The 16,242-nt window shown below is 61.5% G+C and carries 17 protein-coding genes; 9 read left to right on the plus strand and 8 right to left on the minus strand.

Annotation, left to right across the window (positions count from 1 at the left end; genetic code table 11):
* Positions 1-24 precede the first annotated feature (24 nt).
* The 3 genes from glcF to ACR0NT_RS08010 form a co-directional block, all read right to left on the minus strand.
* Entirely contained in the window at positions 25-1,341 is a 1,317-nt protein-coding gene (glcF, locus tag ACR0NT_RS08000) for a glycolate oxidase subunit GlcF (RefSeq protein ID WP_170674421.1), read from the minus strand.
* A 4-nt stretch (positions 1,342-1,345) separates the two neighbouring features.
* Positions 1,346-2,446, minus strand: a complete 1,101-nt coding sequence (locus ACR0NT_RS08005) for an FAD-binding protein (RefSeq protein ID WP_170674422.1) — start codon at positions 2,444-2,446, stop codon at positions 1,346-1,348.
* A gap of 64 nt (positions 2,447-2,510) precedes the next feature.
* Entirely contained in the window at positions 2,511-3,950 is a 1,440-nt protein-coding gene (locus ACR0NT_RS08010; protein ID WP_170674425.1) for an FAD-linked oxidase C-terminal domain-containing protein, read from the minus strand.
* 81 nt (positions 3,951-4,031) lie between these two features.
* Between ACR0NT_RS08010 and ACR0NT_RS08015 the strand changes: the two genes are divergently transcribed.
* A complete protein-coding gene (locus ACR0NT_RS08015; protein ID WP_170674426.1) occupies positions 4,032-4,742 on the plus strand; it encodes a DUF599 domain-containing protein in 711 nt (236 codons plus the stop codon).
* A gap of 35 nt (positions 4,743-4,777) precedes the next feature.
* A complete protein-coding gene (locus ACR0NT_RS08020; protein ID WP_170674428.1) occupies positions 4,778-5,125 on the plus strand; it encodes a hypothetical protein in 348 nt (115 codons plus the stop codon).
* 3 nt (positions 5,126-5,128) lie between these two features.
* On the opposite strand, the gene ACR0NT_RS08025 is transcribed toward ACR0NT_RS08020, so the two are convergent.
* The 4 genes from ACR0NT_RS08025 to ACR0NT_RS08040 form a co-directional block, all read right to left on the minus strand.
* Positions 5,129-5,614 carry an NAD(P)H-dependent oxidoreductase gene (locus ACR0NT_RS08025; protein ID WP_170674430.1) on the minus strand — a complete coding sequence of 162 codons (486 nt, stop codon included), beginning with the start codon at positions 5,612-5,614 and terminating at the stop codon, positions 5,129-5,131.
* Position 5,615: 1 nt separating this feature from the next.
* Positions 5,616-6,086, minus strand: a complete 471-nt coding sequence (gene rlmH / locus ACR0NT_RS08030; protein ID WP_170674432.1) for a 23S rRNA (pseudouridine(1915)-N(3))-methyltransferase RlmH — start codon at positions 6,084-6,086, stop codon at positions 5,616-5,618.
* Positions 6,087-6,130: 44 nt separating this feature from the next.
* Positions 6,131-6,490, minus strand: coding sequence for a ribosome silencing factor (gene rsfS / locus ACR0NT_RS08035; protein ID WP_170327847.1), 360 nt, complete (start codon positions 6,488-6,490; stop codon positions 6,131-6,133).
* Positions 6,491-6,654: 164 nt separating this feature from the next.
* On the minus strand, positions 6,655-8,007 hold the full coding sequence (locus tag ACR0NT_RS08040) for a mechanosensitive ion channel domain-containing protein (RefSeq protein WP_170674434.1): 1,353 nt from the start codon (positions 8,005-8,007) through the stop codon (positions 6,655-6,657).
* Positions 8,008-8,250: 243 nt separating this feature from the next.
* Here ACR0NT_RS08040 and leuC point away from each other — a divergent pair, with 243 nt between their 5' ends.
* The 5 genes from leuC (at position 8,251) to ACR0NT_RS08065 (ending at position 13,099) form a co-directional block, all read left to right on the plus strand.
* The gene (gene leuC, locus ACR0NT_RS08045; RefSeq protein ID WP_170674436.1) at positions 8,251-9,654 is read left to right on the plus strand and encodes a 3-isopropylmalate dehydratase large subunit; all 1,404 of its coding nucleotides are present in this window, start codon (positions 8,251-8,253) and stop codon (positions 9,652-9,654) included.
* A gap of 37 nt (positions 9,655-9,691) precedes the next feature.
* Positions 9,692-10,237 carry a DUF308 domain-containing protein gene (locus tag ACR0NT_RS08050; RefSeq protein ID WP_170447455.1) on the plus strand — a complete coding sequence of 182 codons (546 nt, stop codon included), beginning with the start codon at positions 9,692-9,694 and terminating at the stop codon, positions 10,235-10,237.
* A gap of 42 nt (positions 10,238-10,279) precedes the next feature.
* A complete protein-coding gene (gene leuD / locus ACR0NT_RS08055; protein WP_170674438.1) occupies positions 10,280-10,885 on the plus strand; it encodes a 3-isopropylmalate dehydratase small subunit in 606 nt (201 codons plus the stop codon).
* 409 nt (positions 10,886-11,294) lie between these two features.
* The gene (locus tag ACR0NT_RS08060; RefSeq protein ID WP_480442877.1) at positions 11,295-12,074 is read left to right on the plus strand and encodes a hypothetical protein; all 780 of its coding nucleotides are present in this window, start codon (positions 11,295-11,297) and stop codon (positions 12,072-12,074) included.
* Positions 12,071-13,099, plus strand: coding sequence for an endonuclease/exonuclease/phosphatase family protein (locus tag ACR0NT_RS08065; protein ID WP_170674441.1), 1,029 nt, complete (start codon positions 12,071-12,073; stop codon positions 13,097-13,099). Before ACR0NT_RS08060 ends, ACR0NT_RS08065 begins: the two co-directional genes overlap by 4 nt.
* A 6-nt stretch (positions 13,100-13,105) precedes the next feature.
* Here ACR0NT_RS08065 and ACR0NT_RS08070 read toward each other — a convergent pair whose 3' ends face one another.
* On the minus strand, positions 13,106-13,996 hold the full coding sequence (locus ACR0NT_RS08070) for a Rossmann-fold NAD(P)-binding domain-containing protein (RefSeq protein ID WP_170674443.1): 891 nt from the start codon (positions 13,994-13,996) through the stop codon (positions 13,106-13,108).
* 83 nt (positions 13,997-14,079) lie between these two features.
* Here ACR0NT_RS08070 and ACR0NT_RS08075 point away from each other — a divergent pair, with 83 nt between their 5' ends.
* Together ACR0NT_RS08075 and leuB are read left to right on the plus strand one after the other, a co-directional pair.
* Positions 14,080-14,973: a LysR family transcriptional regulator gene (locus ACR0NT_RS08075; RefSeq protein ID WP_170447464.1), complete on the plus strand. Its 894-nt coding sequence runs from the start codon at positions 14,080-14,082 to the stop codon at positions 14,971-14,973.
* Positions 14,974-15,106: 133 nt separating this feature from the next.
* Positions 15,107-16,210, plus strand: a complete 1,104-nt coding sequence (gene leuB, locus ACR0NT_RS08080; protein WP_170447466.1) for a 3-isopropylmalate dehydrogenase — start codon at positions 15,107-15,109, stop codon at positions 16,208-16,210.
* Positions 16,211-16,242 lie beyond the last annotated feature (32 nt).

The raw sequence follows: 16,242 nt of genomic DNA on the forward strand, positions 1-16,242 counted from the left end.
GATGCACCGCTGCATCATCCGCGCTTATCTGAGGATCGGAACCTCGGGCGTCTGACCGGTTTGCAGGCCCCTTGGATTGGGACCGCCGGTCGCCCAGTCCAACAGCTCGACCGTGTGCAGAACGGGCACATCCGTGCCTGATCCGATCTGCATCATGCAGCCGATATTGCCCGCGGCGATCACATCGGGGTTCTTCGCCTCAAGCGTTCTGACCTTGCGCTGCTTCAACTGGCCCGAGATTTCAGGCTGCATCAGGTTATACGTTCCCGCGCTGCCACAGCACAGATGGCTGTCAGCAGGCTCTAATACAGTGAAACCAGCCCGTTTCAGCAGGTCCTTAGGATGGGATTTGATCTTTTGCCCGTGCTGCAGGGAACAGGCCGCGTGATAGGCGACGATCAAGCCCTTGTCGGTGCCTTCGGGCAGGTCCAGCTGCACCAGCAGTTCGCTGATATCCATCGCAATGCCCGACACCCGCGCCGCATCTTCGGCCAATGGGTCGTTACGGAACATATGGCCGTAATCCTTGACGGTGGTGCCGCAGCCCGAGGTGTTGATGACGATAGCGTCCAGACCCTCGCCATTCATCTCGGTTGTCCAAGCTCTGATATTGGCCTCCGCCGCTTTGTGGCTGTCCTGCACCTTGCCCATGTGATGAGTCAGCGCACCACAGCACCCGGCACCTTCGGCCACCACAACCTCGCACCCCAACCGCGTCAGCAGGCGGATCGTTGCGTCGTTGATATCAGTGTTCAGCGCCTTTTGCGCACACCCCGTCATCAGCGCCACCCGTTTGATACGCGGCCCCTTGGGCGCAAAACTCTGCGGGTCGTCATTGCGACTGACCGGAGGGATGTGTTTCGGCGCCATGTCCAGCATCGCCCGCAGCCGGGCGTCGGGCATCAGGAACCGGAACGGCCGGCCCAACTTGGCCCCGATCAGCGCCCAGCGGAACCGCATCGGATAGGGCAGAATCTGCGCCAGCACCCAGCGCAGCGCGCGATCGGTGAAAGGGCGTTTGTAATTGGCCTCAATATATTCCCGCGCGTGGTCGACCAGATGCATGTAATGCACGCCCGAAGGGCAGGTCGTCATGCAAGCCAGACAGGACAAGCAGCGGTCGATATGTTTGACGGTCTTTTCATCGGGGACACGCTCATTTTCCAGCATGTCCTTGATCAGGTAGATGCGTCCGCGCGGGCTGTCGAGCTCATCCCCCAGCACCTGATAGGTCGGACAGGTGGCTGTGCAGAACCCGCAATGCACGCAGCTGCGCAGAATCTCATTCGACCGCTTTATCGCCGGGTCTTGTAGTTGTTTTTCGGTGAACGTCGTCTGCATCCGCCTACCCCATCAGCCCCGGATTGAACAAACCGCGAGGATCAAAACGCGCCCGTAGTCCCTGTGTTAGAGCCTGAACACCAGCGGACTCAGGCTGAAACCGGCCCAATACTGCAGCAGTCTCAGCCTCTGCGCGCACCAGTGTCGCGTGACCCTGGAATGCGCCCAACCGAGCACGCGGATCTGTGCCTTTGGGAACGCGCGCCCAGATCAGACCGCCACCCCAATCCAACAGGGTCTGATGCGCCTCAAGCCGGGTCAAGATTTCAGGCGCATCGGTTGGTTTGACCGACATCCGCCAGACGTCGCCCTCGCGCCCGTGAAACGGCCCGACATCGCGCAGATTTCGCCATAGATCGGCAGCGTCCGAGGCCTCGGTGATCTCACCGAATACCGACAGCGTGGAATTCAAGCGTTCTGTCCGGTAGGTGACCGAACCCGAGAAACCCTCAACCCGCAACAGCGCCTGGCCGTTTTGCGGGTCGTAAGCGGCCCCACTAACCTCGAACTGGGATTTCAACGCGGCAGACAGGGCCTGAACCGCATCCCCGGCATTCGTGACGTGAACGGCAAGGGCCGCAACGGCCTCGGGCTTGGGCAGCACCTTCAGCGACACCTCGGTCAGAACCCCAAGCGTGCCCCACGACCCGGCCATCAGCTTGACCAGATCGTAGCCGGTCACATTTTTCATCACCCGACCGCCATTCTTGATCACCTGCCCCATGCCATCGACATAGCGGACGCCCAACAGGAAATCGCGACACGCCCCTGCCTGAATACGGCGCGGACCCGAGATATTGGCGGCCACAACACCACCAATGGTCGGCGTCCCGCTGGTGCCCAGCAGCCCGCGATGGTCCATGGGCTCAAACGCCAGCTGCTGCCCTTCCGCCTCCAAAGCAGCCTCGATCTCGGCCACAGGCGTGCCTGCCTGCGCCACCAGGGTCAGCGCGCCGGGCTCATAGAGGTTAATCCCGCTCAGCCCCGAGGTCTCAAGCGTGGCCTCCGGCCCACCAACCCCACGTGTGCCACCGCCGACAATTCGCACCGGTTCCGTCAGCCCGGCCACAATCTCGGCCAGTTCGGCCTCTGTCTCAGCTCTCATATCTCTTCATCTTTTCAAAAATACTCCGGGGGAGACGCGCAACGCGCGTCGGGGGCAGCGCCCCTCACTCCGCAGCCATCCGCCGCGCATCTGATGCCTCCAGAGGGAACACTTTGGCGGGGTTCAGTAGCCATTTGGGATCGAATACATCCTTGACGGCCATCTGCGCCTCAAGGTCCGCAGGCGCGTATTGATGTGACATGAGATCGCGCTTTTCGATGCCCACGCCGTGCTCACCGGTCAGGCAACCGCCCACATCGACACAGAGCTTCAGGATATCGACCCCGAATGCCTCACATTTTTCCAGATCGCCGGACTTATTGGCATCGAACAGGATCAGCGGGTGCATATTACCGTCGCCGGCATGGAATACGTTACCTACGGGCAGGCCGTATTCCGCGCTCAACTCTCCAATTCGACGCAGGACTTCAGGCAGCGAAGACACCGGGATCGTTCCGTCCAGGCACATGTAATCATTCATCTGACCCATCGCACCAAACGCCGATTTGCGCCCCAGCCAGATCTTAGCGCTTTCTTCAGCCGATTGGCTTTCGCGCAGTTCCACTGGATTGTGGCGCTTGGCGATCTTGATAATTTTCGACAGTTGATCGTCAATCTCGGCCTCCGACCCTTCGACCTCGACAATCAACAGCGCGTGGCAATCCGGATAACCCGCATGGGCAAAATTCTCGCAGGCCCTGATGCAGAGCGTGTCCATGAACTCGATCGCCACTGGCAGGATACCGGACTTGATGATGTCGGACACGCATTGCCCCGCGACCTCATTGTCATCGAAGCCCATCAGCACTGGCCGCGCGCCCTCGGGCTTGCGCAGGATGCGCAGCGTCGCCTCGGTCACCACACCCAGCTGCCCTTCGGACCCGCAGATGACGCCCAATAGGTCCAGCCCGCCCGCGTCCAGATGTGCGCCGCCGATCTCGACCACGCTGCCATCCATCATCACCATTTTCACGCCCAGAAGGTTGTTGGTGGTCACGCCGTATTTCAGGCAATGCGCCCCGCCCGAGTTCATCGCGATATTCCCCGCAATCGCGCAGGCCAGTTGCGAGGACGGGTCCGGGGCATAGAAAAAATCCTCTTCCTCGACCGCGCCGGTCACGCTCAGGTTGGTGCGGCCGGTCTGAACGCGGATGAAGCGGTTGTCATAGTCGGTCTCCAGCACTTCATTCATGCGGGCGACGCCCAGAATGACGCTATCCGCGGTGGGCAGCGCCCCGCCCGCCAGTGACGTGCCAGAGCCACGCGGCACCACCGGCACGCCCTCGTCATGGCAGATGCGCAGCACGTCCGAAACCTCTTGCGTAGTCGACGGCAACACCGCCAGCATCGGCGGGCAGCGATAGGCGGTCAGCGCGTCACATTCATAGGCGCGCGTCTCAGCCGGGTCATGGATCACCGCGTCCACAGGCAGCACCTGCAACAGGCGCGACAGCACCGCCTGCTTGCGCGCCAGGATTTCGGGGTTTGGCCGGGGCATTTCCATCGCTGATCCTCCGTTTGGTAAAATAATATTACCAATTTACCCGTCTGGCAAGTTCCGATCTCTGGCCCTACTGTCGCCGCCATGACCTGGATCGACCGCGCCCTTTTGTTCTCAACACTGGATTATGCCGCCGTGCTGCTCTTGCTGGGCGCGTGGCAATGGATCGGCTGGCGGATCGAGCATCCCGCGCCAAACCGGCAATCGGTCGCGATGATGATGGACGACTTCCGGCGCAGCTGGATGCACGAGATGGTCACGCGGCAACCCCGGATGTTTGACGCGCAGGTCGTGGCAGCGATGCGGCAGGGCAGTACCTTCTTTGCGTCAACCACGATGATCGCCATCGGGGGCGGGCTGGCGCTGTTGGGAAATACCGAGCGGCTGGCCGGGGTCGCCAGCGATCTCGCCATCGGCAGCGCCCCGGCGCTGGTGTGGGAGATCAAGATTCTGGTGGTGATCCTGTTTCTGGCCAATGCGTTCCTGAAATACGTCTGGGCGCATCGGTTGTTTGGATATTGCGCGGTGCTGATGGCTGCCGTCCCGAACGATCCCGATGATCCGCGAGCCTATCCGCGCGCCGCACAAGCGGCCGAGATTTGCGTCACCGCTGCGCGCAGTTTCAATCGCGGCCTGCGTGTCACCTATTTTGCGCTGGCTTCGTTGGCGTGGATTTTGGGCCCGCTCGCCCTGATACTCGGCACGGTCATCACTCTGGGCGTTTTGTACCGGCGCGAATTCGCATCCCATTCCCGGTCGGTGCTGCTGACCCTGCCGCCCAACACAGAGTCGTGATGACGTCGCCACGCGTCACCCCGTATGGTCGCCCTATGCGATATCTGATTCTCGGCGCCGTTCTGGCCGCACCCGCCTTTGCCGATCCTGCCATGATCGAGACTGTCTCAGCCCGTCAGAGCGGCGATACATGGCGATTCGACGTAACGATCCGCCATCCGGATACCGGCTGGGATCATTACGCCGACGGGTGGCGCGTATTGGACATGGACGGCAATGAGCTGGGGATGCGCGTGCTGCACCATCCGCATGAGACCGAGCAGCCCTTTACCCGCTCACTCAGTGGTGTCGTGATCCCCGAGGGTGCAACGCAAGTGCAGGTTCAGGCGCGGTGCAATGTGGATGGCTGGAACGACGGCACCACGGTTGTCGATCTGAACTGAGGCTCAGAACACGCCCAGGCTCAGCCCCGCGGCCAAGGCGGCGCCAATCTCGCGGCATTTTTCCAGCTGATCGTCAGGGATGGTCTTTTCGGCCAGAATCGCCTCGGGCGTCTGCGCATTGGTGCAGAGGATCAGCGGTGGCTGCACCTCTTTCAGGCGCCAGCCGGTGGCAATCCGGGCCATCTGGCGGGCTGCGTTTTCACCGTCTGACCCGGCGCAGACCATCTGCGCATAGGGGCGCCCTTCGATCTGACCCAGCACCGGATAGTAGCTGCGGTCGAAAAACTCTTTCATCAGACCCGAAATCGCCGCCAGATTCTCGGGCGCGCAGAAGATATAGCCATCGGCGCGCAGCAGATCGTCCGGCCCCGCCTGATCGGCGGGCTTCAGAATAGTCTCGGCTTCATCGCGTGCGGCCTCAGCCGCTGCTTCGGCCATCTGCCGGGCTCCGCCGGTGCGGGAATGGTAAACGATCAGAAGCTGCGCCATGTCAGACCCGGTGATAGGGGCCGCCCGACAGGATGGTTGCGGCCCGGTAAAGTTGCTCGGCCAGCATCACACGGACCAGCATATGGGGCCAGACCATCGACCCGAATGAAATGGAAAAATCAGCCTCGGCCCGCAGATCAGGGTCTATTCCGTCAGCACCGCCAATGATCAGTGCCAGATCCTGACGTCCGGCATCGCGCCAGCCGCCCAGCTTCTTGGCAAAATCAGGCGACGACATCACCCGTCCGCGCTCGTCCAATGTGCAAATCACAGCGCCTTTGGGCAGCGCCTTGCGCAGCAACGCAGCTTCTGCGCCCATGCCGGCGTTTTTCTTGTCTTCGACCTCGATCACCCGTGCAGGACCAAGGCCCAGCGCGCGGCCGGTCCGGTCGAAACGGGTCAGGTAATCGTCAAGCAGGGTCTTCTCCGGTCCGGCACGCAATCGCCCGACCGCAACTATGCTGATACGCATATTTCTCTCGCCTCCGACCTCTCAATACAGGCCAGGATGGCGCCTCAGTTCGCCGAGGCGCTGCCGCCCTGAGGCAGCCACATCTTTTCCAGCTGGTAGAATTCACGCACTTCGGGGCGGAAGATATGGACGATCACGTCGCCCGTATCGATCAGCACCCAGTCGCCGGCATCCTTGCCTTCGACCTTCGAGGTGAAACCGAATTCCTGCTTGATGCGATCCGTCAGCTTTTCCGCCATGGCCGCCACCTGACGGGTCGACCGACCCGAGGCAATCACCATGTGATCCGCAACAGAAGACTTACCTTGCAGGTTGATCTGCACGACGTCTTCGGCCTTGTCATCGGAAAGTGAGGAAAGGATACGTTCAAGCAGCTTGTCGCTGATTGACTGAGAGTGAGCCATTACACCGGCTCCGTCATCGGCGGGCAAACCCGCCTGGGTATGTAGAGACAGGACATAGTCCTCCTTTGCTGCGCGCCGCCAAACCCCGGCGCAGGGGTACTAATAAGGTAACAAGGGGAATGCAACATTTCAATGAAAGGCCGCCGGGCGGGGCGCACGGGCGGTCACTCTTTGGCGACCTGTTGCGCGTCTGCGCTGTCGGGCAACAGCCGAACCTCGCGTTGCGGGAAGGGGATCGAGATGTTTTCGGCCTTAAAGGCATCCCACAGGGCAAGGTAAACATTGCCGCGAATGTTGGTCAGCCCCTTGGTCGGATCGCTGATCCAGAACCGCAGGACATAATCGACACTGCTGTCGCCGAATCCGGTGATATGGCAGACCGGCTCATGCCCCCCCCCGCTCAGCACCCGCGTTACGGTTTTGACCGCTTTTATGGCCGTTGCGCGGACAAGATGCGGGTCATCGTCATAGCTGGTGCCAAATTCCAGGTCCAACCGTACGAACTTGTCGGAATGCGACCAGTTCACCACCTGATTGGTGATCAGATCCTCGTTCGGGATCAGGTATTCCCGCCCGTCCCGTGTCACGACCGAGACATAGCGCGCGCCCAGCGCGTTGATCCAGCCGAACGTATCCCCCAGCGAGATCACGTCGCCCGGTTTGATCGACCGGTCCATCAGAATGATGATCCCCGAGATCAGGTTCGACACCACTTTTTGCAGGCCGAAACCGATCCCCACACCGATCGCACCGGACAGCAGCGCAATCCCCGTCAGATCGAACCCGAGCGTGCGGATGGCCGCCAGAAAGACCGCGCCATACAGCAACACCTGAATGCCCTTGGCCAGCAGCACCTGCATCGACGGGGTGATGTCGTCATTGCTCATCAGCCCCCGTTCTGCGGCGCGGGTGCCGACGCGGGCCAGCGTCAGCAGGATACCGATCAGCAACGTCGCCTTGAGAATACCCAGCGCCGAGATGTGCAGATCGCCGATGGAGATCGCCACGCCGTCCAGAAACTCGGCCACGTCATCGGTCAGGTTCAGGGCAATAAGCGTTGCATAGACCCACATCGCCCATTTGAAGATGCGCCGCAGGGTCCGGTTGCGCACCAGCCGCGCCACCAGCGCAATCGCCAGCCACGCCAGCGCCAAGGTTGCCACAACCCCGATGATATAACTGCGCGAGGGCCATGTGATCTGCTGCATCAACAGGTACAGCGCCCAGGACAGCAGCACGAAATAAACCAGCGTCAGGCGCTGCATCAGCTGGATCAGAACCCGCAAACGCCATTTCGGCCACCCTTCGCGGGCGCGGGCCCAGGCCTCCCATCGGCCTTGTGTCGCAAGTTTCAGAATATAGGACAGCGCCCACAGGCCCAGAATGATGACCAGCTGGTGCTGACGCCAGCCGGGCGTGACGACCAGCTCGACAAGGTTTTCGAATTGCACGGAAAAGCCCGCGACCATGTTTTCATAGAGGTCCGACAGCGAGCTGGGGATCAGGTCCTGATTCATGACCCCAGCTTGGACAGCGTTTCCGCACGATGCAAGCCTGTCGGGGGGATTGAACCTTGATTGACGGCCAGACGCGATATATCTGGTGCGCATGAGACTCACCCTGGCCCCAGCACCCACGTTGCAAGACCGCACGCGCCTGCGTGAACGGTTCTTTGGGGCCGCCCGCACAGTTCTGGCCCGCCTATAAGCGGCGCCCAGCCACTCGCCAGCTATTTCTCATTTAAAAACGGGAGAGGACCGATGTCCCCCAAAACACTCTATGACAAGATCTGGGATGCCCATGTCGCCCACGAGGCCGATGATGGCACCTGCCTGCTGTATATCGACCGCCATCTGGTGCACGAAGTGACCAGCCCGCAGGCGTTCGAAGGCCTGCGCATGGCGGGCCGCAAGGTACGCGCACCGGAAAAGACCATCGCTGTGCCGGACCATAACGTGCCCACCACGGCAGACCGCGTGAACGGGATCGAAAACCCGGAATCGCGCATTCAGGTCGAGGCACTGGACAAGAACGCCAAGGATTTTGGCATTCACTATTACCCGGTGCATGACGTGCGTCAGGGCATCGTGCACATCGTTGGCCCCGAACAGGGCTGGACCCTGCCCGGCATGACCGTTGTCTGCGGCGACAGCCACACCGCCACCCACGGCGCGTTTGGCGCTTTGGCGCACGGCATCGGCACGTCCGAGGTTGAGCACGTTCTGGCCACCCAGACCCTGATCCAGAAGAAGTCCAAGAACATGAAGGTGGAAATCACCGGCAAATTGCAGCCGGGCGTGACCGCCAAGGACATCACTCTGGCCGTGATCGGTGAGACCGGCACTGCTGGCGGCACCGGCTATGTCATCGAATATTGCGGCGAAGCGATCCGTGATCTGTCGATGGAAGGCCGCATGACCGTCTGCAACATGGCCATCGAAGGCGGCGCCCGCGCGGGTCTGATCGCGCCGGATGAGACCACCTATGAATATGTCCAAGGCCGCCCGCACGCCCCGAAAGGCGCTCAGTGGGAAGCGGCTCTGGCGTGGTGGAAAACGCTTTATACCGACGAAGACGCGCATTTCGACAAGGTCATCACCCTGCGCGGCGAAGACATCGCGCCAGTCGTCACATGGGGCACCAGCCCCGAGGACGTTCTGCCGATCACCGCAACCGTGCCGCATCCTTCGGATTTCGAAGGCGGCAAGGTCGACGCGGCCCGCCGTTCGATCGAATACATGGGTCTGGAGGCAGGCCAAAAGCTGAGCGATGTGGAAATCGACACTGTGTTCATCGGGTCCTGCACCAACGGCCGTATCGAAGACCTGCGCGCCGCGGCTGAGATTCTGAAGGGCAAAAAGATCAAGGACGGTCTGCGCGCCATGGTCGTGCCGGGCTCGGGTCTGGTGCGGGCTCAGGCCGAAGAAGAGGGTCTGGCCGATATCTTCAAAGAGGCCGGTTTCGAATGGCGTCTGGCGGGATGCTCGATGTGCCTGGCGATGAACCCGGACCAGCTGCAACCGGGCGAGCGCTGTGCCGCGACCTCGAACCGCAACTTCGAAGGTCGTCAAGGGCGGGGTGGGCGCACCCATCTGCTGAGCCCGGCAATGGCTGCTGCAGCGGCAATCACAGGACGGCTGACAGACGTCCGTGAATTGATGTAAGGTCCCCTCATATCTAGATATTTGAGGGATTGAAAACATGAGTGACTGGGTCAAATGGCTCCTGCTGGGGCTTCTGTCCATCGCGTTCGGTATCTTCGTACTGGGCGCGCCGGTTGTGGCGTCTGTCGCCGTGACGGTGGTAACCGGAGTGTTGCTGCTGATCTCGGGCGCGTTGCAGCTTGTGGGTGGCTTCACCGTTGAAGGCACCGGCAACAAGATCCTGTCGCTCATCATGGGTGCGGTCATGCTGTTTCTGGGCTGGTCCTTTCTGGATCACCCGCTGCAGGGCACGCTGACGCTGGCGACCGTGATGCTGATCCTGTTCATGGCAGGCGGCATTGCGCGGGTCTTTCTGTCGTTCCAGATGAAAGGAACGCAGTTTTTCTGGCCCACGCTGATTTCGGGCATCTTGTCGATCGTGCTGGCCGGTATCATCTGGTCATATGCGGCGGCAGAACCGGCAGCTTTGCTGAGCCTGCTGGGTATCCTGCTGGGCATCGAGATGCTGTTCAACGGGTTCGGCCTGATCTTCATGGCGTTCTTCGTCAAGAACGCACCCAAAGGCGAAACGAAAGAAGCTTAAACGCGGGGCACGGGCGCGGCCCTCTCCCGCAGGAGTGTAGAGATGGAAAAGTTCGAAAAAGTCCACGGGGTGGCCGCCCCGATGCCGCTGATCAATATCGATACCGATATGATCATTCCGAAAGTGCACCTGAAAACCATCAAACGGTCCGGCCTTGGCGTCGTGCTGTTTGACGAGATGCGCTATCACGACCATGGCGGCGAGAACGAGGATTTCGTTCTGAACAAACCCGCCTATCGCCAGACCGAGATTCTGGTCGCGGGCGACAATTTCGGTTGCGGTTCATCGCGCGAACACGCGCCTTGGGCGATCAAGGATTTCGGCATCAAGGTGGTGATCTCGACCAGCTTTGCCGACATCTTCTTCAACAACTGCTTCAAGAACGGCATCCTGCCCATCGTGGTCGAAGAGGAGCATCACGCGATCCTGATGGAGGACGCGCATAAGGGCGAAAACGCCCGCATGACCGTGCATCTGGAAGATCAGCAGATCACCACTTCGGACGGGGTTGTGATCGAATTCGACATTGACCCGCACCGCAAGCACTGCCTGCTGAACGGTCTGGACGATATCGGCCTGACGATGGAAAAAGACCATCACATCGACAAGTTCGAGGATCACGCAAGCCAGGCCCGCCCCTGGGTATGATTCTGTAACGAATCTGTGGATACTCAACCTAACGGGGTCGACAAGGCGGCCCCGTTCGCATTCTTGGGGTTGAAATTCAGGAAACCACAACATCTAGGTGTCACACTGATACACACGTCGGATTTGCGTCGAAAATGATGCAATCCCGCACCAGTTGCGCCATCATTTTGCCCGAAATCACGTGTTTTCTGCGCCTTGGCTTGAGCGAAATGTCGCTTATCGCCAATGTGGCGGGGACAGGCACCCACCAAAAGAACATTGGTGACTTATGGCATCCGCCACAACTTCAAGTGGCGGGCACAAGTTGGAAGTGAAGTCGGCGAAGAATCGACTAATCCAGTTTGAAAGGGTTCGGATAGTGATTGCGCGCACAACTGGGGCGGCGATTCGGGGACTATTGGTTGCACTGATGGTGTTGACCCCCGCGTTGTACCTGCCCGTATCGTCAACGAATGGGACCGAGATTGTCGTCTTTCTCGCCATTCTCGCATTCTTTCTGACCTTTGCCGAATACAATTCGGCCTTTCCCAGCTTTATCGAATTCCGCGACGCGCCACCGGTGAACCGCCTGCGCTTTGTCGGGCTGATGTCGATGATCATGTTCCTGACGCTGATCTGCAAGAACGCTTATGCGCCCAGCAGTTTGACCACGATATTCTATGCGCTGGGTCTGGGCGTCGCCAATGTGGTCGACTTCCCGTATTCTCCGGTCCGGCTGGTGGTGCTGATGCTGCCCGCAGATGCCAGTGCGCCGCTGATCGAACTGGTGCGCATCGCCGCCAGTGTGGCCTATGTCGCCGCGCTGGTAACCATTGCCAGCTTTGCCTACGCGGTGAAGCTGCGCGGCTGGCCCACGGGCAACGGCGCCTTCAATGTCTGGACCAACCTGCCCCTGTTCGACCCGACCAAGGGCGGAGACGTTGTCACCCGCCTGCAACGGGACGGACGTCTGAACATTTCGATCGGAGTGCTGCTGCCGTTTCTGATCCCGGCCCTGATCAAGATGATGACCGACTATGCCAGCCCGATCTCGCTGAGCAACCCTCAGACCCTGATCTGGACCATGAGCGCCTGGGCCTTCCTGCCCGCCAGCATGATCATGCGCGGCATGGCGACCTTGCGCATCGCCAATCTGATCGTCGAAAAGCGCCGCGCCTACTCCACCGCCGAGTCCACGCAGGCTGCATGATCCGCATCCTTCTGTTGCTGCTGTTGCCGGTGATGGCTCAGGCGCAGACAGTCCGCATCGCCTCATACAACACGGAACTCAGCCGCGACGGGCCGGGCCTGCTGCTGCGCGACATACGACGCGGTGATCCGCAGGTACAGGCGGTGGTCGAGGTGTTGGTGGCCACGCAGCCGGACGTCCTCGCCCTGCAGGGCATCGACTGGGATCTGAACGCCGAGGCCCTGACCGCACTGCTGGAACAGCTGCGCGCCGCGGGGTTGGACTATCCCCACCACTTCGCCGCACGGCCCAATGCCGGGCTGGAAACGTCTTTGGACCTGAACGGAGATGGGCCGACACATGGCCCGGCGGACGCGCAGGGCTGGGGCCGGTTCACCGGCCAGGGCGGGCTCGCGGTGTTGTCGCGCTATCCGATCCGCGTCGAAGGTGTGCAGGCGTTTACCGATCTGCTGTGGCGCGATCTGCCCGGTGCGCAGATGCCGGTCACGGACGATGGCCCTTTCCCCTCGGAAGAGGCGCAGAACATCCAGCGCCTGTCCGCCGTGGCCCACTGGATCGTGCCGCTGGACACCCCAATCGGAGCGCTAGATCTGTTGACCTTTCACGCCGCCCCGCCGGTGTTTGACGGCCCCGAAGACCGCAACGGGCTGCGCAATCGCGACGAAATCCGCCTCTGGTCCGCGGTTCTGGACGGCCAGTTGGGGCGCAGGCCCGAAGGCCCGTTTGTGATCGCCGGGGACGCCAATCAGGACCCGGAACGGGGCGACGGGCGCCGGGAAGCGATCCGGGCACTGTTGGCGGACCCCCGTCTGCAAGACCCGCACCCCGCCAACATGTCGGGCGCTATGACCACAGTGGAATGGAAAGCGGTGGGAGAGATGCGGGTGGATTACGTTCTGCCTTCGGCCGATCTGCGGGTGACAGGCGCGGGCGTGTTCTGGCCCGCACCGGGATCCCCCCTGCGCGCTGCCGCCGAACAGGCCAGCAGGCACCGGCTGGTCTGGGTGGACGTGACCGCGCCCTAGCGGCGATCAGGCGGGGGCGAGAACCCCATCCGGTCGCAGTGCACCGGGGATCGCCCGTTTCAGCGCAGTGTCCAGATCGGTTCGCTTGAATTCCCCGACCAGTTCTTGGAAAAACGTATCCTCGAGACTGTGCGGCGTATTCCACAGGTACCGCATCTCAAGCAGATGAGGCGCAATCCGCCAGACGGGACGGGCAAGCTGAATCGGCAGCCAGTTCATCCGGTGCACAGACACGTGCCGACCGGTGACCCGCGACAGCGCCTGCGCCATTTCAGCGCCGGTTGCCGTATACCCCTGATAAGGCACGTCGCAAAAACGGGGCAGCCTCTCGCGCATCTCGGCAAGGACCACCGCCCCGCGCGCAAGGTCGGGCAAATAGGCCCAGGCATGGGCGATGTCGGGATTGCCTGGATAGACGAAACGCCCCCGCGCCAGCGGTTTGATCATCACCCGGTCAAACCAGTTCCCCGACGCAGATGTGTCAAGAAAATCTCCGGCCCGCAGGATGATCGTGCGCACGGATGAGGCGCGGTAAGCTTCCTCCATCTCGATCCGAATGCGGCCCAGAGGGTTCTGGGCCAGATGTGGCGTAGCCGCGGACCACGGACCCGGCAGGTCGGCCCCGAAGACATAGACATTGCCCGGGAGGAGGACTGTTGCCCCCGTGTCCCGCGCGACCGAAATGACCCGCCGGTTCAGCTCCGGCACCTGTGCCTGCCAATCCGGATAGGGCGGGTTCCAGGCGTTGATGATCACATCCGCGCCCCGCGCAGCCTGCGCCAAACTGTCGGTGGTGCGGTCAAAGATGCGAACGGTCCATCCCGCGTTTCGAAACGCCGCCATGGCGTTTCGTCCAAAACGGCCGTTTGCACCCAGGATGAGAACGGATTGGGTCATGGGAAACTCCTTTCAAATCGAAACTACCAATTCAAATCAATCGAGCAATTGCCGGGAAATGCAGAACGTGTATTCATTTATGAATGGATAAATCACTCACCCACGCCGACTGGTCCCTGATTCAAAGCTTTCTGGCGGTGGCCGAAACCGGCTCGTTGTCGGCGGCGGCGCGGCAGCTGGACCGCAGCCAGCCCACGCTGGGCCGCCAGATCCACGCGCTTGAGGATGAGCTGGGCGTGTCCCTGTTCGACCGCCACGCGCGCGGCCTGAAACTCAGCGAGGTGGGCACGCAGTTGTTGCCGATGGCGCAGCAGATGCACAAGGCGATGACATCGTTCAGCTTGGCGGCGGCGGGGCAGTCGCAGCAGTTGGAAGGGTCGGTGCGCATTACCGCTTCGGTCTTTGCGTCGCACCACCTGCTGCCCCCGATTCTGGCGCAGATCCGACAGCAGGAACCGGCCATTCAACTGGAACTGGTCGCCACGGACGCCATCGAGAACCTGCTGTATCGCGAGGCCGACATCGCGGTGCGCATGTACCGCCCCGAGCAGATGGACATCATCTCGCGCTATCTGGGCGATGTGCAGCTGTGTCTCTGTGCCGCCCGGTCCTATCTGGACCGCGCCGGGCACCCGCAACGCCCCGAGGATCTGTTCGACCACGAACTGGTCGGCTTTGATGCCAATGAATATATCATCACCCGGATGCGGGATCGCGGCTGGCCGGTCAGCAAGGACAGCTTTGGCACCAGATGCGATCTGCAAAGCGCCTATTGGCAATTGGTCCGGGCCGGGTGCGGGATCGGCTTTTCACAGGTTCAGGTGGCCGAGGCCGACCCGGATGTCGAAGTGCTGGACCTGAATATCGAGATTGCGCCGCTTCCGGTCTGGCTGGCTGCGCCGCAGGCGATGCGCCAGACACCCCGAATCCGGCGTGTCTGGGACCTGCTGGCCGAGGGGTTGAAAGCCAGTCTTTGACCGGAAAAACGCAGGCCGGGCGGTGGTTTCGGCCCGGAAACCGGATTTCCGGCCCATAAAGGCCGGTTCGTCTCATTGACCCGATGCGGCGCAGACGCTAGGGCCATTGCGACGAAACGCAAGGAGATCCTTCATGTCCAACCCCTCGCTCCTCATCCTGCCCGGAGACGGAATTGGCCCCGAAGTCATGGCCGAAGTGCGCCGCGTGATCGACTGGTTCGGTGCGAACCGTGGCCTGGAATTCGACGTGAGCGAGGATCTGGTCGGCGGTGCCGCCTATGACGCGCATGGCAAGCCGCTGTCGGACGAAACCATGGCCAAGGCGCTAGAGGTCGACGCGGTTCTGCTGGGCGCCGTGGGCGGCCCGAAATACGACGATCTGGATTTCAGCGTAAAGCCCGAGCGCGGGTTGCTGCGCCTGCGCAAGGAAATGGACCTGTATTCCAACCTGCGCCCGGCCCAGTGCTTTGACGCGCTGGCCGATTTCTCGTCGCTGAAGAAAGACATCGTTGCCGGTCTGGACATCATGATCGTGCGCGAGCTGACCTCGGGCGTCTATTTCGGCGAGCCGCGCGGCATTTTTGAGGAAGGCAACGAGCGTGTGGGCGTCAACACCCAGCGTTACACCGAATCCGAGATCGAACGCGCCGCGCGTTCCGCCTTTGAACTGGCGATGCGCCGGAACAAGAAACTGTGCTCGATGGAAAAGGCCAACGTTATGGAGGCCGGTATCCTGTGGCGCGAGGTCGTGGATCGTGTGGCCCAGGACTACCCCGAGGTCGAAGTGACCCACATGTATGCCGACAACGGCGCGATGCAGCTGGTGCGCGCGCCCAAGCAGTTCGACGTGATTGTCACCGACAACCTGTTCGGCGACATCCTGTCGGACTGTGCCGCGATGCTGACCGGTTCGCTGGGAATGCTGCCTTCGGCATCCTTGGGCGCCCCGATGGCCAATGGCCGCCCCAAGGCGATGTACGAACCGGTCCACGGATCGGCCCCGGACATCGCCGGCGAAGGCAAGGCCAACCCGATTGCCTGTATCCTCAGCTTTGCCATGGCGCTGCGCTACAGCTTTGATCAGGGCGCCGAGGCCGACCGTCTGGAAGCCGCGATCGAGAAGGTTCTGGCCGACGGTGTCCGTACTGGCGATCTGCTGGCCGAAGAAGGCGTTGAGCCGGTCTCGACCACCGAAATGGGCGACGCGATTCTGGCAGCTCTGGACGAAAGCCTCTGATCGGGTCCGACATTCCAAAAGGAAAGGCGGTG

The sequence above is a fragment of the Ruegeria sp. AB10 genome, from assembly GCF_056542745.1.